The organism is Arthrobacter oryzae (assembly GCF_031454875.1).
GTDB lineage: Bacteria > Actinomycetota > Actinomycetes > Actinomycetales > Micrococcaceae > Arthrobacter > Arthrobacter oryzae_D.
In genome coordinates, this window is sequence record NZ_JAVDRQ010000022.1 from 1 (window position 1) to 23,335 (window position 23,335).

Sequence of the window (23,335 nt, forward strand, 5' to 3'; positions counted from 1 at the left end):
TGACCAGCAGGAACTGCCACACCCTCGGCAGAGATAATCCCGATACGCAGATCACCCCCACCCAGCGGCACAGCAAACTCTTCGGCCATTTTTGTCTTCATTCTCTAGATCTCCTTGAAGGGCTGTACAGCCCCGGACTGACTCGGTCCGGCCCGAAAAGGCCGTGGCTTGTTCGACAGTTGCACCAGTGTCTGCTTTTGCTCAGTTTTCCACCGCAATCAAGGCGGCGGCCGGGGAATTCGGCACCGCTTATTCGTTTCGCTTGGGAATCTCGATTCCGTGAAGAACTCCCATTCGTTCAAAGTGGCTATAGATTCTATCGACGTACTTCCCAAAATCGGGGGACTCGACGAGGGCCAGGGGACGGGGGCGTGGGAGATCAACGACTATTTCATCGACTACTTCACCGGGGTTTGGGCTCATCACGAAAATCCGGTCGGAGAGACCCACAGCCTCTTCAACACTGTGGGTGATAAAGAGAACTGTTGGCCTGTTACGCAGCCAGAGCGCCTCAAGGTCTGCCCTCACTTGGAGGCGGGTAAGAGCATCCAGTGCCCCGAATGGCTCGTCAAGCAAGAGCACCGATGGCTCGTGGACGATTGTGCGGATGAGTGACACCCTTTGACGCATCCCGCCAGACAGCTGGCGCGGGTATTTGTCGATCGCCTTCTCAAGGTGGAGTTGTTTGAACAACTCGGTGGCCCGAGCCCGCATTGCCTTCTTATCCAAGCCACGTATATCAGCTTGAATCAGGACATTCTCCATTGCTGTCCGGAACTCGAGCAGGAGGTGGTCCTGGAAGGCAATTCCGATATCGGTGAAGGGCTTGTTCACTGATGTTCCGCCTACACGGATGTCTCCTTCGGATCTGTCCAAGAGTCCGGCGACCATGAGCATTAGTGTGCTTTTTCCGCAGCCGGACGGCCCGACTATGGAAATGAATTCCCCAGGTTTAACGTCCATCGAAACGGGCTTGAGCGCCTCAAAAGACTTGCCTGCCGGGCTGTTGAACGTTTTGGCGACGCCTTCTATCGATATGGGCAGACCTGCCGCCCTTGTCTGCAGTGCTATGTCGTTCATTGGTGTGCCTTTCTCTGATCCGTGCAAGTGTGGATCTGAATTCTTATCGCTCAACCAACCCCCGGGGGGGTGAGGCTATGGTGTAGGTCCTGAACTCTGGTTGCAGGAACCACACAACACCCCCGGACCTTCCGCTGGTCCCCCGGGGCTGCCCAGAGAATCTACTTACAGCTCTTCAGTTCCGACTCCGGAGGCAGGAAGTCGTAGGAAACGGATTTGGCCGTGTCCAGAGGAGCAGGCAGGAGCTTGGCCCGCGTCAACAATTCGTTACTCTGCTGCCAGTGTCCGGCCTCGGCGCGGCCGATGACCTTTGCGTCGGCAGCACACAGCAAGGGGAGCAGGAATTTGAGTTCGGCGCGCACTGTGTCGTCGACAGAGTCTGGCAGAAGCTGTTTCACGGCCGCTACTGCGTGCTCGGGATTATCGCGTGCAGAAGACAAGCCTTTGAGGCTCGCGGAAACGAACTTCTTGACCGCGTCCGGGTTCTTTTCGGCATAGCTTTGGGTAGTGAATATTGAATGTGCTACCGGAGAGACGCCGTAGTCAGCGAACAAAAAGTTCTTAAACTTAACGTTTTGCTTTTCGAGTGACACCGCAGTGTCTTGGCCCCCCACGATTGCGTCAACGTTTCCCTGGAGCAGTGCTGCCGGCATGGACGCAAAGGGAACGTTCGAAATGGTGACGTCTGATTCGGTGAGACCGTTTGCTTCGAGGAAGAGGGGGAAAAGGAAAGCATGGGCACTGCCCTGAGGTACCGCGACCGTTTTTCCCTTGAGATCCTGGACAGAGTTGATCCCAGATGATTCCATGACCTGCATCGCAATGTTGGTCACCTGGTTCACAGTCGCAACGATGACAAGGGGAGCACCCTTTTCGATCTGCTGGCTGATTGGCACGGCGTCCGCGATCCCGACATCTGCCTGGCCGTTGGCCACCAACTGTACCGCCGTCCCGGAACCTGTGCCCTGCTCAATTTTTGCATCAATACCGGCCTCCTTGTACAGGCCATCCGCTTGAGCGACAGCGAACCCCGCAGTAGAGGCTGACCAGGACCAGTGCATTTGAAAGCGGACCGGGGTTTCACTGCCGCCGCCACCGCTGGCCGTGGGCGCGGAGCATCCGGAGAGCAACATCGCTCCCGCGGCGATCGCAGTTGCGACCAATTTTTTGATGCCTCTTTGCATGATGCTTCCTTTGAATTCTTGATTGCCAAATAAATTGAATGGATGCGTTCAGATCGGACAGTTAGCCGGCGCGGCGCTGCCACGGCGTCAGGAGCCATTCGACTGCTTCCACCAAGTAGTTGAGGACTACTCCGATAACGGTAAGGATTACGAGGATGGCGAACATGTATTCGGTGTCCATCGCACCGCTTGCCCGCAGCAGCGCGTAGCCCAGCCCGCTGTTTGATCCAAGAAATTCCGCGACAAGTGCACCGGTGATCGCGATGGTTGCCGAGGTCTTGATGCCTGAGAAGATCACCGGGAGAGCGGCCGGAAACCGAAGCGCCCAGAAGGTTTGCCACCGGCTCGTACCCATGGAACGCGTCAAGTAGAGGAGCCTGTCATCAAGAATCCTGAAACCGCTGATGCTGGCCATCAGCAAGGGAAAGAAGGTTATGAGAACAACCAAGGCAACCTTGGTATTAAGGCTGAATCCGAGCCAAACCAGGAGCAGCGGTGCGACGGCGATTTTTGGCACCAGCTGTAGGACTATGACCGGCGGGTAGACCAACTGCTTGGCGGTCCTTGAAAGAGCGATGACCAATCCAAGAGGGATGCCGATGACGATGCTGAGCAATAGTCCGATAACGAGCACAACGAGAGTGGATTGCGTGTGGACCCAGAGACTGTTTGCGTCGGTGAACAGACGTTCGAAGACGGCCAGAGGTCCGGGGAGCAGGTACGCGGGAATTCTGAACAGCTCCACCGCTGCGGCCCACCCCAAAAGGATCGCCACGAACACAAGCGGCGGCAACGATGACCAAGCGATGGAACCCATCCTTCGCCGCGTGGCGGAAGTTTCCACTGCTTTGCGTTGGCCCATTCCCGGCGTTGTCTGGGCAACGGCCGCGGATGCTATTGGGCTTGGCCGATCGGCCGTAAGATCTTTCCTCGGCATGTACCTTCTCCTCCTTGAGCGGAACACCAATCGCTACTCGACCCCTCTGCCGTCAGGACGTACACCTAACGCGCCAAAAGATAGGGGAAGCGGTGCCCAATGGGCTCCGGGTGCGGTGACTTCATCCGTAGTCCTTCGACGCAGTCGGAATTACGGATGGTGTTGTGAGTAACTTTCCTCGAAGAAGATATCCTGCATTGTGAGACTTAGTCAATAGCGGAATCCTGTAATGTGAGATCTTGCTCAGACCCATCCCTAAGGTGATCTGTCTTTTGCCGCCAGTGTCGGACAGCCGGACCGGCGCAATCGCCACCCGCCCGCGGCTTTTGGGCCGAGCTGCATCTCTCCCGCCGTTATCCTGGTGTGGCCATTTCAGACGGCCTCGTTCATCGAGCGCTGCCCTGATTCACTGCCGGGCTGTCTCTACGCTTAGGATGCGGTCGTCGTTGGGGCCGGGAGTGCCCCGGCCGTCGGTGTTGTTGGTGACGAACCAGAGCCTCCCGTCCGGGGCCTCCATGACATCGCGGATGCGGCCGTACTCGCCGCTGTAGTACGTGGTCGATGTGGACGGGCTGGCGACCGGAACGGCCCGGAGGACCTGTCCCCGCAGGTTGGCGATGAACAGGGTCCCGTCGATGTGGGTCATACCGCTGGGACTGGCGGCAGCGGGTTCCCACTGCTGTACGGGGTCGGTGAAGCCCTCGGCATTGGTGATTCCTTCCGCCGACGGCCATCCGTAGTTGGCGCCCGCGGTGATGATGTTCAGCTCGTCCCAGGTGTTTTGTCCGAACTCGGTGGCGAACATGGTGCCGTCCTCCGCCCATGCCAGGCCCTGGGGGTTGCGGTGCCCGTAGCTGTAGACGAGGGACCCTGAGATGGGGTTGTCGTCGGGCACGTCTCCGTCCGGGGTCATTCTCAGGATCTTCCCGTTCAGGGAATCGAGGTCCTGCGAACTGTTGCGCTGGCCAGCGTCGCCGGTCGCGACGTAGAGCATGCCGTCGGGCCCGAAGGCGATCCGTCCGCCGTCGTGATAGCTCGCCGAGGCAACCCCGTCGAGGAGCGTTTCGGGCTGTCCGAGCGCTAGGGAGCCGGGCGCACCTGTGACGTCGAACCGCTGGAGCCGGTTTCCATCCTCCCCGGTCGAGTACACATACAGGCGGCCTCGGCTGTCCACCTCCAAGCCCAACAGGCCGCCCTCCCCGGCGCCTGCTACGCCCGCAATGGTTCCCACAGTGCGCGCAGTACCGTCGGGCCTGAGTTCGCGGATGCGTCCGCGGTCTCGCTCGCTTAGCAGCGGCGTGCCATTGCGGAACACCACGGACCAGGGAGCCTCCAGGCCCGTCGACACGATTTGGGGCGCGCCCGTCGGTGTGGCGTTTCCCGCCGGCGCCGAGTCCCCGGGTGAGGTCGGCGTCAGGGACGGAACCGACACCGAAACCGGCGCCGGGGATGCTGCGGGCGGCGTGACAGTGCAACACGCCAGCAGCAGGGCGGCTCCGATAGTGGCGCTCAGCAGGGCAGGTTTGACGATGGTGTTCATGGCTTTTCTCCTGGTTCTTGCATTCCGGGTTCGGTCGCGATGGCAGCTTCGAAGGCATCGCCGAATACGCCAGCCCCTGCTCGGCATCGCCAACCCTGCGGCGGTAGGCGGCTCGTGGTTATGGTGCGCCAAAGTCCCGTGGGTAGCTGGGGTAGCCAGCCGGGTATCTGCGTATCCGCCGAGAAGTCTCTGATCTTCGAGCAACACCAGCCGATGGTCCTTGTAGCTTTCTGAACCAGCAACGCCCACCAAGTCCGCAACCGATAGCTGGCATTGGGTGACGTGTGAGGTTAGCGGTGTGGAGCGCTAAGCGGAGGGCGTCCAGCCAGGCGTGTGAACTGCGCATCGGTACGGTCCATGGGCTGTTCGCTGCCCTGGCCCGCCGCGGAATACCCGCACCGACCACCGCAGCCGTCGCCGGAAGATGATCAGACCGAGCGCGGCTATCGCTGCAGTGTCTGGCCATCGGGGCGCCGGCCAGTTGTCGGGAGCGGGCGGGTACCCACCCCGGGACAGGCCGGCGTCCCGCTCAAAGTGGTTGCGCGATGCGGGAAAGAGTGCGTCGTCGACAAAATAGGCAGTCGGGAAGGCTAACGGGCCCGCCAGCAAGTTGGCAGCAGCCCACTGGTCCACGTGGCGCGACTCGTGAAGCCCGAGTTCCTCCTCTTCAGCGCGGGCCTGCGAAATGTTCGGCCCGTACCTGATGTACAACCGCTCGCCCTCGGTCCCGTAACCATTGATACTCAAGGGCCCGGCTGGCGTTTCGCCCGGAGGCATCCACGCGACGAACACGTCACCCAGGGTGCTTCCACCGCCGCTCGTGCGGGGAGGTGGCCAGAACATGACCAGCAGCGGTGGTCCGGTGCAAGACTCCATGCCCAGCATCCGGCCGGCAAGAACTCCGACTCCGCTGATGGGTGCAACCAAGAAGTTGCGGGTGATGCTCCATGGGGCAGGCGGTGAGATCTCCAGGTATGGCTCCGGTTGCACCTGCCCGTTTGGGGTGATGTGACTGTGGCAGACGATTTGTGGCGAGGCCGACTCGAAGGTGCGGGCCGCAGCTCCGACGAGGAGCAGCGCCGCGGCCAGGAATACGGTCGCGTTGCGTACCCTCATGTGAGTCGCGCAGGTTCGGCACGTCGCCGCCCGTCTCAACCGCCCGACCCGAAAACGTGGCATGGACCAGATCAGGCCCGCGATACCGAAGCAGATACCGCACGCCAAAGCACGCAGTAGTGCACGAGCACTCCTGATCGAACGGCCCACTGGTCCCGTCATGCGCGTTCACCTCACGTGTTCCGGCGCGGCAAGAAGCACTCAAACCCTAAACCTTTGTCCATGCTTGCCGCCGCGCCCCCGGACCGCAACCCTCGATCGCCTGAAGTACCGTATATGGCTGGCGAACGGTGAGGGGAACCCGCGGACCGGGGATAGCCGCGGGCTCCCCTGCTTTTCCTAGAGCTTTGTGTGGAAGAAGTCTGTGAGCTTGTCAAAGGGGATTAGGCCCACGCGGTCATAGAGGTCGACGTGGCCGGCCCCGGGAACCCAGAAGAGTTCCTTCGGCCCAGCGGCGAGACGGTAGGCCTCTTCGCTGAACTCTCTCGAGTGGGCCTGGTCGCCGGTGATGAACAGCAGCGGCCGCGGGGAGAGCAGGTCCAGGTCGTTGAACGGGTGGAAATTCATGAACTTGGTGTTAGTCGCGAGGGCGGGATGCGTGGTGGTGTTCGGGTGGTATCCGCGTGCCGTGCGGTAGAAGTCGTAGAACTCCCGGTCCACCGCAGTGGATTCCGCCGTGAGCACTTCCGGTGTCCCGCCGGTGTACTGGATCGGGCCGCCGGCGAACTCGACGTCCCGCTGGGCGGCGGCCTGCGCAATGATGGCCTTGCGCTGTTCCAGGGTCACGGATTTGTTGAGCCCGTCGCGGTTGGCGGCACCCATGTCGTACATGCTGACCGTGGCGATCGCCTTGATTCTGGGGTCGATCTTGGCCGCGCTGATCACGAAGCTGCCGCTGCCGCAGATCCCGATGGCCCCGACGCGTTCCTTGTCAACGAAGGCCTGGGCCCGCAGGTAGTCGACGGCGGCGCTGAAGTCTTCAGCGTAAACGTCGGGCAGTACGGAGTTTCCCGGCTTGCCGGCGCTCTCACCCCAGAACGAAAGGTCGAAGGAGAGCGTGACGTATCCCTGTTCGGCCATTTTGGTGGCGTAGAGGTTGGCGCTCTGTTCCTTCACGGCCCCCATGGGGTGGCCTACCACCAGTGCCGGGTGGGTGGTCCCCCGGTTCAGGTTGTTGGGGACGAACAAGTTGCCGACGACCTTCATCTCGTACTTGTTTTTGAACGAGATCTTCTTCACGGTGACCTGGTCACTGGTGTAAAAGTTATCTGCTCCGTTCGACGTGTCCCCCGGCTCCAGATCCTTCCTCGATGCCGAGGTGGAGGCGAAGGCCTGCTGGCCTGTTGCCAGTCCGACTGCGCCGGATAGCCCAATGGCCGCCGCACCGGCGCCTGTCAGTTTGATCAGGTTCCGCCGTGACACGCCCTGCTTCGCTCGGGTTTCCGCAGTGCTCATGTTGTTGCTTCCGTCAGTATTCGTGCTCATCGTCTAGTCATCCTCGTGATAGTTGCGTACGGATTCTGATGGACTTCTTCGTCTTTCCAAGCACACCACAGCTGCATTGGTCGGTGAGAGTCCCTGCTAAAACTGGTTATGCCAGAACCCCCTAGCCGAAATTTGAGACACTCCCCCGGCGGCTAGAAAAGCAAGTCAAGCGCCAGTGATACGAAGGGGGGCGCGCGAAATGCCCACCGTCCGCTGTATTGGTGTTGGCTCGAGGCTTTCGGACTTGAGTTGGCTCCCTGCTCAGTCCAGTGGTTTGACGAAGGTGCGGAAGTCCCCGTGATCCGTGTGGATCCGCCAAAGCCGTTCGGCCAGCGCGTCCGGGTCGTGATCCGGGTCGCCGCCGCCGATGCCCAGCGGAATGATGAGCTGGCCTACGTGAATTCCTTCAGGGGCGAGGGCTTCGTGGAGGAGCTGGGAGTAGGCGCTCTCACCGGCAAAAGCGACGGACGTACCGGCAACTGCCCCGAGGGGCCTTACCGCGCTGGAGCCGTTGACGAAGAGAATGGTCCCGCGCCCGAGCGTGCGCATGCCCGGAATGACCTGGCGTGCAGCGGTGACGGGGCCGTAAATCGAGAGCTCCACCGGTCCCGTGAGATCCTCCGCGGCCGTCTCGAGGACCGGGCGCATGAATTCCTTTGCGGGGACCGGACTGTACTGCAGCACTTCGATGGGCCCGAGCTGTTCAACTGCCTCGTCCAGCGAGGCCTGCAGGGTCGCAGTGTCCCGAACATCGGCGGGAAAGCCCTGAGCCGTGATTCCCTCACTGGTGAGGGTGGAAGCGAGGCTGTCCAGGTTGTCCTGGTTGCGGGCGATAAGGGCCACGGAGTGGCCCTCCTGCCCGAAGCGGCGTGCGGTGGCCAGGCCAAGGCCCTTGCCGGCGCCGATGATGGCGATGGTTGTCATGATGAGGGTGCTCCTTCGAGTTGCGGGTGCCGGGAGATCCCGGACGGGAGGTGTACGGGCGGAAGCCACGGCTCCGCTGTCGGTGATAAGTGCCCTGGTGCAACCCGCGTTTTGCTCAGTGACGCAGGAGCACCTAGGTGGCGCGGCGCTCATCCAGGGCCTTGAAGCCCTCGGCCGCCTCGTCCAGCGGCAGTCCGAGATCGAACACCTTCCCGGGTTAATCTCGCCCCTGAGAATGAGGTTAGTTCGGGAAGGTAGTTTCGGAGGGAGTCCGCCGTTGAGATGGACGTGGGAGAAAAACATCTCCAGACCCGGCAATGCGACGTCTTGGGCGACGCCCACGACGCCTCGTTCCTCAACGATGTCGGTGGCGCCGAACTCGAGGCGACCAGCACTGTGCCGTCGGCGAGGGGATGCGCATGTATTCGGTCTGAGTGCCGCCCGCGCCCTGGGGCGGTCTGAAGCAAAGAACGAACCGACCACGAACTGCCCTATCTAGACGTTCTTGTATCTGGTTGATAACAAGGGGCAATCTCCAGCAAACGACTGCAGGCAGGCTAGCTAGGGCCCTGCTGTAACGAGTTATGTCAGAGCTCCGACGCGCGTGATTCCGCGAAGAACGAAGGCCACTGGATATTCGAGCCGCCGTTGAAACGGAGTCGGAGGATCGGCCAGTCGGTGTGGGGAAGGGTCGTGGGCGGTGGGTTAGCCCGCTTCTCGGATGGTGGCGGTGAAGTCGCTTGTTTGACTCTGGACAAGGTTTGCGTTCTCGAACGTGCCGATGGGAACAATCCCCGGGAAATAGCCGACCGGTTTGTAGTAGAGGACGAGGCTCTGGTCGGGGGCGTAGTAGCCGATGGTCAGTGGCGCAGCGTCGCTTCCGTCCTGTGCGCCGTCGAGATTGAGAGGCGTTGGAAGCGCTGCGATTTTTTCCTGGCCACCATAGTCGCGGAAGGAAAGGGTCAGAGGGAGCTGCTCGATGAACGATGCGGAGGCTGCGCTGTCGCCGAGTTCACCAGCGATCTGCTGTTCGGCGAATTCAATGATGATCGGCGTGGTGGTCGCGGTGCGAGCCGATGATGGCGCCTGCGTCGCCGGGGCTGACGACCCGGTGAGGGAACTTCCGTCGGTGCCGCCGCGGCACCCGGATAGGGTGACTGCGAGCATGATGGTTGCTGGAACTGCCCCGATCCGCGCGACTCTTCTGAGGAAAAAAAGCGCCTGTGTGCACCAGCTCGATGAGGCGGGGCCTGTTGGCGCCTTTTTGGGGCTCACGTACGGGCGTGCGACGGCACGCGATCCGTGCTGGCGACCGGGGCGAGGTTCTCGGTGAAGAAGCTCTCGAGCTTGTCGAACGGAATGAGATCAGTACGGTCGTAGAGGTCGATGTGCCGTGCCCCGGGGACTACGACGAGCTCCTTGGGTTCGGCAGCCTGCTCGTACACGGTGTCGGAGAAGTAGCGCGAATGCGCATTCTCTCCCGTGATGAGCAGGATCGGCCGCGGGGCAATGTCCTGCAGGTGCGCAAGCGCTCCCAAGTTGATGTGGGACAGCATGCTTGTGACGGTGAAGCCACCGACGGAGCGAGGGTGGTGGCCCCGGTCTGTGACGTAGTACTCGTGGAACTCGGCAGTGACAGGGTCAAGGGACTCCGGCTTAAAATCATGGGGGAAAACCGGGGTCAGCGCCGGCTCACCTGCGTCCACGTCTGCCCAGCGCTGCGTCGCAATGCCCTCGAGCCCGGCGCGCCGCTCCTCATCGCTTTGTGAGTCACGCCAACCGTTGCGGGTGACGCGGCTGATGTCGTACATCGCCGACGTAGCGACGGCCTTGATGCGGGGGTCCACCTGGGCCGCGTTCAGTGCGAATCCTCCGCTTCCGCAGATACCGATGGCGCCGATCAGCTCCCGGTCGACATACGGCAGGGTGCCGAGATAGTCAACACCGGCGCTGAAGTCTTCGGCGAAGATGTCCGGCGAGGACACGTGGCGGGGCTGCCCGCCGCTCTCGCCGTTGTAGGACGGGTCGAACGCTACGGCGACGAACCCGCGGCGGGCGAGTTCGTTGCCGTACACGCCCGGGCCCTGCTCCTTGACGCCGCCGTAGGGCGGGCCGATGACGATGGCCGGGTGCGGGACGGACTCGTCGAGATCCGTCGCGACGTACAGGTCAGCTGCGATCTCGATCCCGTACCGGTTCCTGTAGCGGACGGGCGTCCTGGTTACTTCGGGTGCGAGGGAAAAAGTGAGGCTGTTTGCGTGTAGCGGCATGTTTTTTACTCCTTGATGCAGACATTTCGTTGCTGATGATTGGCTTGCTATGCCCCTGGACGCGCGCGTCTCCGAAGCGTGCATGCTGGTCGCAGACGCTGCCGCTCCATCCCGATGGAAACCAAATCATTCAATTACCATCAAACCCGCGATGGAATCTCGTAGCGAGGGCTCTGGTGAAACGGGTTATAACAGACCCCCCATACGCTCGTGTTTCTGGGGTAGTACACCGCCCCTCACGCCGGTGCGCCGTCGATTGGGAGGCGCACGCCGGATGCCATAATGCGATTCGAGGTACTGCCCAAACGGGTTACAGCAGAGCCTCTCTATGTTCCCCGCGAACACGTAGCGTGTCCCATATGGACAATCGAGCAGAGGTACGGGAGTTTCTTGCGTCCCGGCGTGCCCGGATCACCCCTGAGCAGGCGGGCATCGAATCATACGGCGGTCGACGCCGGGTAGCTGGGCTCCGCAGGGAAGAGGTAGCCCGCCTCGCTGGTGTCAGTATCGACTACTACACGCGCCTCGAGCGAGGAAACCTCACCGGCGCCTCCGACAGCGTCCTCGATGCGATCGCCCGTGCGCTGGAATTGGACCGGGCTGAACACGATCACCTTTTTGATCTCGCCCGAGCGGCAAATACAGCCCGCCCGCGTCAGAAGGCTCCCGCCCCGGCAAGAGTGCCCCCAGCCGTCCAATATATGCTCGACGCGATCTCCGGTGCGCCGGCGTTTGTCGGTAACAACCGGATGGATATCGTCGCCGCCAATGCCCTCGGCTACGCCCTCTACTCCGACATGTACCGGGCAACGGCCCGCCCTGCGAATCACTCCCGGTTCATTTTCCTCGACCCGCGCGCGCGCGACTTCTACCCCGACTGGGAGCGGGCAGCGAACGTCAACGTCGCAATCCTCCGCCGCGATGCCGGCCGCACGCCCCACGACAAGGGCATCGCGGAGCTCATCGGGGAACTTTCCATGCGCAGCGATGAATTCCGCAACCGCTGGGCCGCCCACAACGTCCGCCGTCACTACTCCGGCGCGAAGTCTTTCAACCACTCCGTGGCGGGACTGCTCGAACTCACTTACCAGAGCATGGAACTCGAAGACGTGCCTGGCCACACCCTCACCGTCTACCCGGCCGTCCCCGGCAGCCCCTCAGACGAAGCACTGAAATTTCTGGCCTCGTGGGCAGCCACCGAACACATCGTCGAAAAAGCCCGCACCAGCGTCGGCAGCCAATAAACCTCCCGGGCCCACGAAGGACGGCTTGGCGATCCAGGTGGGGATCGCCGTTCGAGCCGGATAGGGGCCTCCGGTACACAGAAGTTACCGTAAACTCGTGTGCCGCCAGCGCATGCTTACTGATGCCCCAGGCGGAGCGCGGTGGCCTCCCCGGGCGCTTATGGCTGTTGTTGCTGCCTTCTTTGCAACCTCGCCAGCGGGCTTTGAGGATCTGGCATCATCTGGCACACAGGCGTAGCGTCAATCGCCTAGAGAGTCGCCGGGTGGACAGGGATCCCGGCAGCGCTGCCCGTTGTTAAACCCGTTGAATCATTCCCTTGAAGGAGTCGGAATGGCTGGATGGAATGCTGACACTGCTGCCGGGCCGCTGGGATCTGGGTCGGTCACCTTGGTGGAGGGCTCATCCTTCTGCATCTCCTCGGCGAATGGCGATATCCATCCGGAATACCCGCACGGGGTCTTCTATGAGGACACCCGCATCCTGTCAGGTTGGAATCTGACCGTTAATGGTGAGCCCCTGCAGCCGCTGGCCGCCAAGGCGAAGGAACCGTACCGGGCCCTTTTTGTCGGTCGCGTGCCGCGCTCGGACGGGCATGCGGACAGTCCGCTCGTCGTCGAACGCCTCCGCGAGGTGGGTACCGGCATCCTGGAGCAGATCACCGTCCGAAACTACTCGTCGGCCGCCGCCGAGTGCGTGGTTTCCATCAGGGTGGAGGCGGACTTCGCGGACCTCTTCGAGGTGAAGGAGGCCCGCATCCAGCGGCGCTGGGACGAGTCCCGTGAAGCCGACGGCGACGCACTGACCATCCGGGCCGTCTGGCAGGACGTTCGGAAGAGCGTCGTCGTGTCCGCCAGTGGCGCCAACGCCTCACCCGAAGCGCTGACCTACCTCACGGTAGTCCCACCGCACGGACAATGGAGCGCCACGTTCATGGTGACGCCCACCGTGGACGGAAGCGCTCCGGTGGCGCCCTTCGATCGTCCGAAAGAGGGCGAAATGTCTCCGCGCGACCTGCGCCGGCAGGAGTGGGTGTCGAAGATTCCAGTGCTGCACATGGGCAACCGTTCCATCGAACGGACACTTCGGCGCAGCTACGACGACCTGGGCGCACTTCGGATTGAGGATCCCGACCACCCGGAGCGCATCGTGGTGGCTGCGGGGGCACCGTGGTTCATGACGCTGTTCGGCCGGGACTCGCTGTGGGCATCCCTCATGGCGCTTCCGGTGGATCCGTCCCTGGCCTTCGGGACCCTCCAGACGCTTGCTGGCCGCCAAGGCAGCACGGTGGATGAGATGAGCGAGGAGGAACCTGGGAAGATTCTGCACGAGGTCCGGTTCGATGTCTCCAGCGGACTGGCCCTGGGCGGCAAGTCAGCCTACTACGGCAGCGTCGATGCCACCCCGCTGTTCGTGGCGCTGTTCGGGGAAGTCAGCCGCTGGGGATTCGCCGCGGAATCCATCTCCGCCCTGCTGCCGCACGTGGACCGGGCGCTGGATTGGATCCGTGACTACGGCGACAAGGATGGCGACGGCTTTGTCGAGTATGAGCGCCTCAACGACCGCGGGCTCATCAACCAGGGCTGGAAGGACTCCTGGGACGGCATCAACTTTGCAGATGGCACTATTGCCGAACCCCCGATCGCTCTGTGCGAGGTCCAAGCCTACGTCTACGGCGCGTACCTCGCACGTTCCTGGATAGCCTTTGACGCCGGTGACCAGGGCCTGGCGGCAGAGTACCGGGACCGCGCGGCACTGTTGAAGAAGCGGTTCAACGAGCAGTTCTGGTTGCCCGACCGCGGCTACTACGCTGTCGCCCTTGATGGAAAGAAGCGGCCCGTCGACGCGTGCGCTTCCAACATGGGGCAGTGCCTGGTGTTTGGCATCATCGATGATGACAAGGCCCCCCTCATGGCAGAACGGCTGATGTCCCGGGAGATGTTCAGCGGCTGGGGCGTGCGAACCTTGGCCAGCGATATGGGCGCCTATAACCCCGCCAGCTACCACAACGGATCCGTGTGGCCCCACGACAATGCGATCATCGCGGCCGGGCTCCTGCGCTACGGCTTCGTCGAGCATGTGCAACGGATCTCCACAGCTTTGTTTGAGGCGGCCGAGTACTCCGAGGGGCGGTTGCCGGAGTTGTTTTGCGGCTTTAGCCGCGAGCACTTCGACGAACCGGTACCCTACCCCACGGCATGCTCCCCTCAAGCCTGGGCCGCCACCACCCCAATCTTCCTGATCAAGACCCTAATGGGCTACTACGCCGACGTTGCTCGCGGCGGCCTCTGGATGGATCCTGTGCTCCCCCAGTCTTACGGCGACCTGCACATTACCAACGCCCCTATGGCAAACAGCAGGATCACGATCGACATCTCCGCTTCCAGCGCGACGGTCACGGGGTTGCCCGAGGGCATGGTGTTCCACCACGGAACGCGACCACGGGCGGCCGAATTGGTGGAACGGGCTAGACTGCGCGGAAAGGCGTAGCCACCGCGTTATCCACCCAGCGCCGCGTCGCCGCCGGACACGAGGCTTCACCGTCTTGGTCCGAATCCACCCACGGAAGTGTCCGGCCGGGATGATCAACGGGCACTCTAGGGAACCCGCCCAAAATTGGGAACAACACCCCATGGAGGATGTGCCTCGCGAACCGCTGTCCAAAGTGTCGTTGCCATACCTGGACGAATGGATCAGGGCCCCGCGTCCATCAAAGAGTTGACTGAATGCTTCTCCTCCTCGATGAGCTCCTGTTCGATGGCGCCGTTCTTCCTGGCGTGGTCCAGGTGAAAGGTCAGCTGCCCGGTGTTGCCGCCGGCGAGGAGGGCGGCGACGGTGATGGGGCTGCGATCGCGCTTGGAGAGCTGGAGCCGCTCCCAAACCTCGTCGAAGAGGACGGTGTCGGTGTAGTGGACCAGGCATGGCGCGAAATCTCCGAAGGCGCACTGTCCGCCGGTCCAGCCGGTTGTCTTGTCGGTCATAATTTATCTTTCAGGGGGCCACGCGCATGGCGGCGGCGCAGACCCAGTCGGTGACCATTGGGGGCAGGTAAGGGTTTCCGGCATACTCGCCCGGTAGGCCTCGTCGATCCGGTCGTTCAGCGACGCTTCATCGATGGGGACGAACGAGACGTCCCTTCCGACGCCACCAGCGGTGATTCGGCCAGCGTGCTGCGACAGGGCGGAACCGTTCCAGCGCGATGTGTGACCGTTGTAGGCGCGGACGTACACTGCACAGTCCACGACTTCGGACCAAATCCAGGTCGACGTCCCGAGTGTGGTCCTGTCCGCTCGGAAGGGCGAGATGTAGAAGTCGTCGGTGGAGCCGATGCTCCTCTGCTCCTCAGGGGTCCAACTGGTCATGGCCCCAGTCAAGGCGCAGTTCCCGCCCTGCGGGAGTCCGTGCCCGTAGGTGGTAAGGCGTGCGGTACGTGCAGATCCCTGTCGTTCGACTGTTCCCTGCGCAACCGACGCTGTGCTGGTGCGCAAGAGGACGCCAGATGCTTAAAGCCGCTGCCCCGGCCAGTAGCAGGTGAGCATGTCCGGACATCCTTCTCTGAAGATGCGGGCCATCGTCTTGACCGGCGTTCCTATCAGTCGACATCGTAAGTGTTGGCGATATAGACGTCGCAAGGGGCGTTGTGGGCCACACTGTTGGCAACGCTGCCAAGAACACGGCCGATGCCCCGCATCTTCCGGTTACCTACAACGATGATCTGAGCTTCCATGCGTAGAGCTTCCTTGATGAGGGCGTCCGCGGGGCGGCCGCGAGCTGACGAGTACGTGACTTTGATTTCCCGACCCAAGGATTCCGCGACAGTGCGGGCCACGTGCTCTGCACCATCCGCGTTGGAGACAACCCGCTGATCGCTGCCGCTGCCGAGGACTTCGGTCCGGTCGCTGTCGAAGGCTGAAACCACGTGGAGGGACGCGCCTAATGCTGCAGCAAGGTCCCTGGCTGACTCTGCCGCCTTATTCGCCGTTTTGCTGCCGTCGACTCCCACAACGATTACGGGACTCATGTGTTTGCTCCTTTGGTAAATGGATTCGGCTAGGTCTTAGCACCAGCCGCCAGGTAAGGATATCCTGCATTATGAGACATAGTACAGAGCGCGGTGACGGGGTTGATTCGTGACTCGTGGAGGGAAGCACGTTATGAGGACGACGTTTCTTGTCTAGTCCGCGTGGGACCCTGCGCATCCTGGAGCCTTTGAGAAATTGCCTGCGTGGTGGACGGCCCCATCGTTGAGGCTCCGGGAACGGGAATACCCATCATCATTCCCCGTTTCCTCGATGGCGCCCGCGAACTCGTGGCCCGTCGCTGATATCTTCCGTGGCAAGCGCCTCGAACAGCGGCTGCGTGTAGTCCGATAGGCCCGCTTTCTGTGGATGAGCCACAGCGCCAGAGCATAGACGACGACGGCTGAACCGCCCATGACGGCGGGCCACTGGCCGACCTCCCAGAGCACGGCGGCAAGAGTGACCCGATTGCACCGCAGATGAAGTTGCAAACTATGCGGGCAGTGTTAAGGCGGCTGCGGGCGGCAGGGTCTATCGAGACAATCATTGTCTGAAGGAGCACCAGCAGGCCTGGACGCCGATGGGGAGCAGCGCAACGGCGGTGAGTAGAGTGACAATCGATGACCCGCCAAATCCGGAAACAGGGACCGAATCAAGCGTTATGGCGAGACCAATGCCGATGGCTAGGGCCGACCAGCCGCGATCAAAAACCCGGCCGATGAGCTGGGTACCGATGACTCCCGCTATGCCGAGAAGGCTCACAAAGCCAATCTGGAAGGCTGTAATGGTAACTGAATGCCAACCAGAAGCCCGGACGCTATCGTCGCAACTGCGCGTTCCCGCTGCTCGTAGTGGCGAGATCGCCAGCCAGCAGCAACTGCCCGGCGACGTTTGCAAAACCCACTCCCGCCACCCCTCCAGGTAAGAGGTGCGCCGGAGCGCTCCGGCGAAAGGCTTGCCGCTTGCCTGATTCCGAGCGGCCATATAGGTTTTATATATAAAACGAACTGGCGCCCTATCCCCCACGGATGGGCAAGACGAGCGGGGCGGGCATGCAGACGGAAACAGACGAGGGCAAGTATCGGGCGCCAGCTTTGGCCAAAGGACTCGACATCCTCGAACTCTTGGCCTCTGAGGATAGTGGCTTAGGCCAAGCCGATATTGGCAAGAAACTCGGCCGAACCACATCGGAGATTTTCCGCGTGCTCATGGTGCTGCGCGAACGTGGCTACGTAGAGCTTGACGGGGGCGAGCGCTACCACTTGACGACGAAACTGTTTGAGGTTGCGCATCGCCAACCGATCATTCGTCGCCTGACAGTCATTGCTGGCGATGAGATGCAGAAGCTTGCCAATCGCATCAGCCAAAGCATTCACCTCTGCATCCTCAGTTCCGGAAAACTGCTCGTTATCGCTCAAGTGGACTGCCCGGACACCAATGTAAACACGGTTCGCCTGGGCTCACAGATCCCGATTGATGATTCCGCCTCTGGCCGGGTTCTTGCAGCATTCATGGGGGACACGGAACTCCAGAATCTGCTGTTACTCGCAGGCAACGAGACCAGCGCGCGGCGGTCGCGATTCCTCTCTGATCTGCCTGAGGTCCGTAAGGCCGGTTTCTGTCAAGGAAAATCGCTCACGATTGAAGGGGTTACGAACATCTCAGCGCCAGTCTTCGACTACACCGGGAAGGCAGTAGCTGCCATGACCACTCCCTTCATCCATCGCCTCAACGGCACGGGCAATGTTCCGGTAGACCAAGCACGTGACTTGCTGGTGGAAACGTGCAAAGAATTGTCCCGGCGAATGGGTGCAGGTGCGTCGAAAGCCGACTGAGCAATATCCGAGAGACGGACGCTGGTCAGCCTGATGGGCAGGCCCGGAGAGCTGGCCTCGGAAAGCCTGATTCCTTCCTGGATCCGGATACTAAGAAGGCTCCCCCCGCTCCTCGGGCGCAGACTCGACCCCAAGGGACAAGTTCTACAGGCGCGCCGCGGACGCTGGAGTGCCCTATGCCGCAGCACTCTCACTCAAGCTCGCTTCATTCCGCCGGGCGTCCATGCTCCAGCAAAGGCAGAAGCTACCCCACCATCCCTCCACTGGCGTGACGGGAGTTTTGTTACGGGCTCACCTCAACTTGGCGCATTGCTATTGACCGACGCAAACCTATATGAAACTCTGATTCACATACGAAACTGGCTGCGCATCCTCCCCCACCTAAGATGGCCAAAAAGCAGGAGGGTCCGCAGAAATACAAGAGGAGTCTCGATGAAGCGATTCGAAGGGCGAACTGTAGTTGTAACAGGCGCCGGCAGCGGGATTGGCGCCGCCAGTGTAAAGAGGTTGCTTGCTGAGGGGGCGACAGTGGTTGCTGTCGATGTCACTCAAGCCGGTGTCGACGCGGCTCTGTCAGTTGCCGCGGAGGCAGACCGCATCCATGGCGCGGTCCTCGATGTCTGTGATCACGGTGGGACGGTGGCGCTTCTTGCGGAGATGCGTGAGAAGTTGGGCGGGCTCAACGGCCTGGTTAATTGCGCGGGAATTACGGGCGAAGGCAGTATCGTCGACACCGATCCGGAAAAACACCGCAAGATCATGGCGGTGAATCTCGACGGAACAATCAATATGTGCCAGGCGTTCGTGCTGGCAGTGAAAGACGACAGCGGGCCGCGCGCAATCGTCAATATTTCTTCGGGGGCCGGTGTCCTTGGTGTGCCGAACCGGCTCTCTTACGTTGCGTCGAAGTTCGGCATCTCCGGCATAACGAAATCCATGTCGCCCGAGCTTGGACCCCTTGGCATCCGGGTTAATGCGGTCGCTCCGGGCATGACCAGGACACCCCTGGTCGAGTACATGATGGAAGATCCCGCCGCTGTCGCCCGTATCAACGCGAAGCATCCGATCGGGCGGATTGGCTACCCGGAGGAAATTGCTGCGGTTATCGTTTTTCTCCTGACCGATGACGCAAGCTTCATGACTGGTTCGGTTGTTTCAGTGGACGGCGGCCAGACTGCATGCCTCTGACGCGCGTGCGTCACTGATCACCGGCCGGCAGCAGGAAGAAGTACGGGCGCCCGGGGCGCCATGAAAGTGATAGGTGGAGTTAATGGCCGAAATTCAGCTTTTGGTCGATTGCAAGAACCATCTTGGCGAAGGCCCGCTTTGGGATGCCCGGGAGCAGCGACTTTACTGGGTCGATAGCACGGCATGTGAAATCTGGAGTTGCGACGAAATCGGAAGCGACGTGCGCACCTACTATGTTCCGAACTACATCGGATCCATGGCGTTGCGCGAAAGCGGCGGCGCTGTTCTCGCCCTGGCAAACGGCTTCAACTTCTATGATTTTGAAACGCAGGAAGTCACGCCCATCGCCAACCCCTTAGCGGATAAACCCGACTATCGGTTCAACGATGGCAAGGTCGACCGCGCGGGTCGGTTCTTTGCAGGGTCAATGGGCTATGACTTCGATCCGCTCAGCGTGGACATCCTGCGGAACCCGGCAGGGAACGGGTCTCTTTACCGGCTGGATCAAGACCTTTCCGTATCGGAGGTCGAGACCGGCATGATCTGTTCCAACGCCCCCTGCTGGAGTGCCGACAATAAGACATTCTATTTCGGCGATTCTGAGTACAAGGTCATTTGGGCCTATGACTATGACATCGCTACCGGCGACATTTCGAACAAGCGGGTCCATGTTTCCGACCGAAATTTTGCCCGTACCGTCGACGGTGCGACCGTCGATTCCGAGGGCTTCCTCTGGAATGCCAAAGTGCTTGGCGGCCGCATCATCCGCTACGCACCGGATGGATCGATTGACCGTGAAATAGATGTTCCCGTTCGGAACGTCACCAGCCTCATGTTCGGCGGTCGCAATCTGGACGTTCTCTACTTCACCAGCATGTCGAAGGCGTTGCGTGGCGTACCGACCACGCAACCTGGCACCGGTGGTCTGTTCGCGATCTACGGGCTGGGCGTGAGGGGCCTTCCAGAAATGCGTTTTGCCGGATAAACCGGGCGCAGTGATGCCTGCATGAAATATTCTGACAAGAAAGAAAGACACCACATGGCAACCAATATCGACCTTTCCCATGACCTCGCAAAATTCGCATCAACTACTCGATTTGTGGATTTGCCGACGCAGGCAGTCGAGGCCGCGAAAAAGAGTCTTCTGGACACAATCGGCGTCATGCTGGGGGCGAGCGGAATGGAACCGGCCGTTAAACCCCTTATTGAGCTCGTCTCGGAAGCCGGCGGCAAGGAAGAAGCAAGCATCCTTGGGTTCGGCGGCCGAGTGCCAGCCGGCGCAGCCGCCTTCGCCAACGGCACTCTGGCCCATGGACTCGACTACGACAGCCAGACACCTTGGGGTGCCCACCCGGACAGTTCCCTCGTACCTGCCCTCCTTGCCTTGGCTGAACGCAAAGGCGGAGTAACCGGCGAAGAGTTGGTCGCAGCAGTGGCTATTGGCCAGGAACTATTCATCCGGCTCCGCTGCAACGTGGGCTGGCATATGGACTGGAACTTGTCCGGGGCGGTCGGGGTGTACTCGGGCGTCGCGGCCTGCGGAGCGCTCCTGGGCCTCAGTTCAAGGCAGATCGCGCACGCCATGGGCATCGTCAGCCTGACAGCGGGCGGGACCATGGAACAGATCTTCGGTATCGGCAGCGATTTGCGCGGGCTTTATGCCGGGTTTATAGCGCAAAGCTGCGTGAACGCGGTTCTCCTTGCCCAGAAAGGGATGCTCGGGATGGAGAACTTGTTCGAAGGTGAGGCCGGCGTCTTCAAGGTCTATTTCAACGGTGAATATAACCGCGAGAAGATGCTCGAGAATCTCGGGTCTGAATATCTCTGTGCGGACATGACCTATAAGTACTGGCCTGCAGTGGGTAACGCCCATACCTACATTCACGCCGCCATTGAACTGGCACGCGAAAATCCGATAAACGTCGAAGATATCGAGACCGTGCGCGTCTACGTCGGAGATTTCGCCCAGCGGATGACAGCACCGCTGGATCAACGAAAAAAGCCCAAAACGATGATGGATGCGAAATTCTCGTTGCCGTTCACCGTTGCGCTGGCCCTAGTCAAGGGCAAAATGAGTATTTCGGATTTCTCAACAGATGCCCTCAAGGACGCGCAAGTCCTTGCGCTGGCCGATAAAGTCGAACCAGTAGTCGATGAGGCCTTCAATTGGAATCTCAAGTTGCCTGACGGCAAAGTCGAGGTAGTCATGCGTGACGGGCGCCGGATCGAACGCCTGGGTTCAGAAGTGCCCGGCACACCTGAACGTCCGATGACATGGGAAGAGCTCCGCCAGAAGTTTAGCGAATGCGCAGAGGCATCCATCCACCCAATCCCCTTCGAAAATGTTAAAAGGGTGCAGGATCTTATCCAGGACATCGAAACCTGCGATGAAGTCATCGAAGTTTTGACGCTGGTCCGCTGACAGGGCTGAGCAATATTTGGTGTTTGTGGAAGTACCATTTATAAGACGCATTCGTCTATTTCAAGTCACGAAAGTACTTGACCATATCCCATATAGTGGAATATCATTAAGCGAGACCTTTTTGGGGATGGGTTTTAACTCTCTGGACAAACCCAGGTCCTCTATTCGACCCTCAAATGCCACAGTGTGCTACCCATAACACTGCAGTTGCCGCAGGGACAAAATCTTCAACCAATTACACATTCGAGTTACGAATGACAGTGGTCCAAGCTTGGCACCTTTAGGGTGCCGCATATCCAGCCCTATATCGGGCTCACCTACGAGGAGGTAGCGTGGCTACAAATTCTTTACCGGCCAAGCCGGCCGTGGACCGAAAGACGGTCATTAGGAAAGTCCGACGGACAATTTTGCCGGTGGCCTTCCTGCTATACGGGTTTAACTATATGGATCGCGCCTCCATTAGTTACGCGCAATTGACAATGGGCAAGGAACTCGGCATTGACGTTGCGACGTACGGTGCCGTCGCCGCGGTCTTCTTCATCGCATATGTCCTCCTTGAAGTGCCCAGCAACATGATTCTCGCCAAGGTCGGCGCCCGACTCTGGCTGGCACGCATTGCGATTACATGGGGCCTGGTCACCATGGCGACTGGATTCGTGTACTCGGTGACACAGTTGTACTTCGCCCGCGTCCTGCTGGGTATCGCTGAGGCCGGGCTTTTCCCAGGACTCATTCTGTTCCTCACTTACTGGTTCCTGAACCATGACCGCGGCCGGGCCATCGGTGCCATCGCACTGGCCATGCCTGCTGCCCTTATTGTTGGAAGCATAAGTGGCGGCTTGATTCTCGAGCACGTGGACTGGTTTGGGCTCAGCTCTTGGCGATGGATCTTCATTCTTCAAGGCCTGCCGCCGGTCCTACTCGGCATCTGGATTCTTCTGACGCTGGCTGACCGCCCGAGCAAGGCAAAGTGGCTCAGTGCTGACGAAAAGAAGTGGTTGGAAGGTTCCATAGCTGAAGAGTATGCAGCCATGCCCGAAGACAAGCACGACAAGTCGAGCGAACTGCGGGCGCTGCGGAACCCCAAAATCCTGTATTTGGGCCTGATCAATGCACTAGCCGGGGTGGCAGCTTACGGTATGACTTTCTTCCTCCCGCAGGTTGTGTCCCAATTGAATCCGTCATATTCTCCGACCAACATCGGCCTTTACGGCGCGATCCCGTACCTGTGTGGTGCCATCGTGATGTTGCTGCTTGTCCGCTATGCAGACATCACCGGACGACGGAAGTTCATCGTGCTGTCCTGCTTCGCTACCGCGATCATTGGCCTGCTCATGACCGCAGTGTTCCGTGGCTCCCCGCTGTTGGGCATGATCGGGCTCATCCTGCTTGCATGCGGCGTAATTGGAAACATCCCTACATACTGGGCCCTGATCAGTCAGATCCTTACGAAGCGACAGGCCGTGGTCGGAATCGCAGTCATCAATTCCTTGGCTTCCGCTGGCGGTTTCTTCGGGCCGTTCCTCATCGGCAAGCTGGCCACCCCCGGCGACACCATCGTGGGAATGACTGTGCCACTGGTTGCGCTCTCGCTGGCGTTCGTATTGTTGCTCTTCGTCAAAGTGCCACCCCGCATCCAAGGGGAAACAGCACCATCCGAGAAGCTGGTCCCTCTCGAATCAGGCACCTCGATTCTGCGCGACTAAGCAGATAGGGAGTGCATAACGTCCATGACTTCGTCGGCTTGCCACCCCTGTCCCGACTGACTGATTGCTCGGCCAATGCAGGACCAAACGGAGATGGTGGGCATGCTCTTTGCCGGGTATGGCAGTTGCCACTGAGCGCGAGGGCATATAGGCCTCGATCGAAGGCACTCGTTATGACGGCAGAAGCATTGCAACACAAGCCTTGACGCTGGAGAAGCGTCGTAAAACGGGGCTATTGGACCCCCTAACCATCAAATCACCACCTGGCTGAAGGAAGATCGCGAAGATGACAACGACAACGTTCGAAGAGTTTGCTGTGCCGCTGGGTGGGGGTGATCTGCGTATCGGGATTATCTCTGCCGAGGGTGTGGCAGTTCCTGCTGGTGG

At 60.6% G+C, this 23,335-nt stretch carries 18 protein-coding genes and 1 pseudogene; 7 read left to right on the forward strand and 12 right to left on the reverse strand.

Translation table 11 applies throughout. From position 1 onward, the window contains the following. Window positions 1–249 precede the first annotated feature (249 nt). The 9 genes and pseudogenes from J2805_RS23645 to J2805_RS23685 form a co-directional block, all read right to left on the reverse strand. Window positions 250–1,080, reverse strand: a complete 831-nt coding sequence (locus J2805_RS23645; protein WP_309980484.1) for an ABC transporter ATP-binding protein — start codon at window positions 1,078–1,080, stop codon at window positions 250–252. Window positions 1,081–1,241: 161 nt separating this feature from the next. Further along, the gene (locus J2805_RS23650) at window positions 1,242–2,264 is read right to left on the reverse strand and encodes an ABC transporter substrate-binding protein (protein WP_309980485.1); all 1,023 of its coding nucleotides are present in this window, start codon (window positions 2,262–2,264) and stop codon (window positions 1,242–1,244) included. A 61-nt stretch (window positions 2,265–2,325) separates the two neighbouring features. Then, a complete protein-coding gene (locus J2805_RS23655; protein ID WP_309980486.1) occupies window positions 2,326–3,081 on the reverse strand; it encodes an ABC transporter permease in 756 nt (251 codons plus the stop codon). A 526-nt stretch (window positions 3,082–3,607) separates the two neighbouring features. Further along, window positions 3,608–4,741, reverse strand: coding sequence for a PQQ-dependent sugar dehydrogenase (locus J2805_RS23660; RefSeq protein ID WP_309980487.1), 1,134 nt, complete (start codon window positions 4,739–4,741; stop codon window positions 3,608–3,610). A 1,455-nt stretch (window positions 4,742–6,196) separates the two neighbouring features. Then, window positions 6,197–7,342 (reverse strand): alpha/beta hydrolase, encoded by a 1,146-nt coding sequence (locus J2805_RS23665; RefSeq protein WP_309980488.1) that lies wholly within the window; start codon window positions 7,340–7,342, stop codon window positions 6,197–6,199. Window positions 7,343–7,603: 261 nt separating this feature from the next. Further along, window positions 7,604–8,266 carry an SDR family NAD(P)-dependent oxidoreductase gene (locus tag J2805_RS23670; protein ID WP_309980489.1) on the reverse strand — a complete coding sequence of 221 codons (663 nt, stop codon included), beginning with the start codon at window positions 8,264–8,266 and terminating at the stop codon, window positions 7,604–7,606. 133 nt (window positions 8,267–8,399) lie between these two features. Further along, window positions 8,400–8,614, reverse strand: a pseudogene (locus J2805_RS23675) (IMP dehydrogenase); the annotation flags it as partial. Between the two features lie 357 nt (window positions 8,615–8,971). Continuing rightward, window positions 8,972–9,433, reverse strand: a complete 462-nt coding sequence (locus J2805_RS23680; protein WP_309980491.1) for a cyclophilin-like fold protein — start codon at window positions 9,431–9,433, stop codon at window positions 8,972–8,974. A gap of 104 nt (window positions 9,434–9,537) precedes the next feature. Further along, a complete protein-coding gene (locus J2805_RS23685) occupies window positions 9,538–10,536 on the reverse strand; it encodes an alpha/beta hydrolase (protein ID WP_309980493.1) in 999 nt (332 codons plus the stop codon). Window positions 10,537–10,895: 359 nt separating this feature from the next. On the opposite strand from J2805_RS23685, the gene J2805_RS23690 reads away from it, so the two are divergent. Beyond that, window positions 10,896–11,780 (forward strand): helix-turn-helix transcriptional regulator, encoded by an 885-nt coding sequence (locus tag J2805_RS23690; RefSeq protein WP_309980495.1) that lies wholly within the window; start codon window positions 10,896–10,898, stop codon window positions 11,778–11,780. Window positions 11,781–12,111: 331 nt separating this feature from the next. Continuing rightward, on the forward strand, window positions 12,112–14,268 hold the full coding sequence (locus tag J2805_RS23695; RefSeq protein WP_309980496.1) for an amylo-alpha-1,6-glucosidase: 2,157 nt from the start codon (window positions 12,112–12,114) through the stop codon (window positions 14,266–14,268). 203 nt (window positions 14,269–14,471) lie between these two features. On the opposite strand, the gene J2805_RS23700 is transcribed toward J2805_RS23695, so the two are convergent. From J2805_RS23700 to J2805_RS23710, 3 genes are all read right to left on the reverse strand, one after another. Then, on the reverse strand, window positions 14,472–14,759 hold the full coding sequence (locus tag J2805_RS23700; protein ID WP_309980498.1) for a carboxymuconolactone decarboxylase family protein: 288 nt from the start codon (window positions 14,757–14,759) through the stop codon (window positions 14,472–14,474). A gap of 3 nt (window positions 14,760–14,762) precedes the next feature. Further along, window positions 14,763–15,140, reverse strand: coding sequence for a DUF2255 family protein (locus tag J2805_RS23705; protein ID WP_309980500.1), 378 nt, complete (start codon window positions 15,138–15,140; stop codon window positions 14,763–14,765). Between the two features lie 230 nt (window positions 15,141–15,370). Continuing rightward, window positions 15,371–15,799: a universal stress protein gene (locus J2805_RS23710; protein WP_309980501.1), complete on the reverse strand. Its 429-nt coding sequence runs from the start codon at window positions 15,797–15,799 to the stop codon at window positions 15,371–15,373. Between the two features lie 1,026 nt (window positions 15,800–16,825). Here J2805_RS23710 and J2805_RS23715 point away from each other — a divergent pair. The 5 genes from J2805_RS23715 to J2805_RS23735 all read left to right on the forward strand — a co-directional run bounded on the left by J2805_RS23715 (window position 16,826) and on the right by J2805_RS23735 (window position 22,948). Beyond that, entirely contained in the window at window positions 16,826–17,632 is an 807-nt protein-coding gene (locus J2805_RS23715; RefSeq protein ID WP_309980502.1) for an IclR family transcriptional regulator, read from the forward strand. 432 nt (window positions 17,633–18,064) lie between these two features. Further along, window positions 18,065–18,820, forward strand: a complete 756-nt coding sequence (locus tag J2805_RS23720) for an SDR family NAD(P)-dependent oxidoreductase (RefSeq protein WP_309980503.1) — start codon at window positions 18,065–18,067, stop codon at window positions 18,818–18,820. 82 nt (window positions 18,821–18,902) lie between these two features. Beyond that, the gene (locus J2805_RS23725; protein WP_309980505.1) at window positions 18,903–19,805 is read left to right on the forward strand and encodes an SMP-30/gluconolactonase/LRE family protein; all 903 of its coding nucleotides are present in this window, start codon (window positions 18,903–18,905) and stop codon (window positions 19,803–19,805) included. Between the two features lie 54 nt (window positions 19,806–19,859). Then, a complete protein-coding gene (locus tag J2805_RS23730) occupies window positions 19,860–21,242 on the forward strand; it encodes an MmgE/PrpD family protein (protein ID WP_309980506.1) in 1,383 nt (460 codons plus the stop codon). 332 nt (window positions 21,243–21,574) lie between these two features. Beyond that, window positions 21,575–22,948, forward strand: coding sequence for an MFS transporter (locus tag J2805_RS23735; protein WP_309980508.1), 1,374 nt, complete (start codon window positions 21,575–21,577; stop codon window positions 22,946–22,948). Window positions 22,949–23,335: the final 387 nt, after the last annotated feature.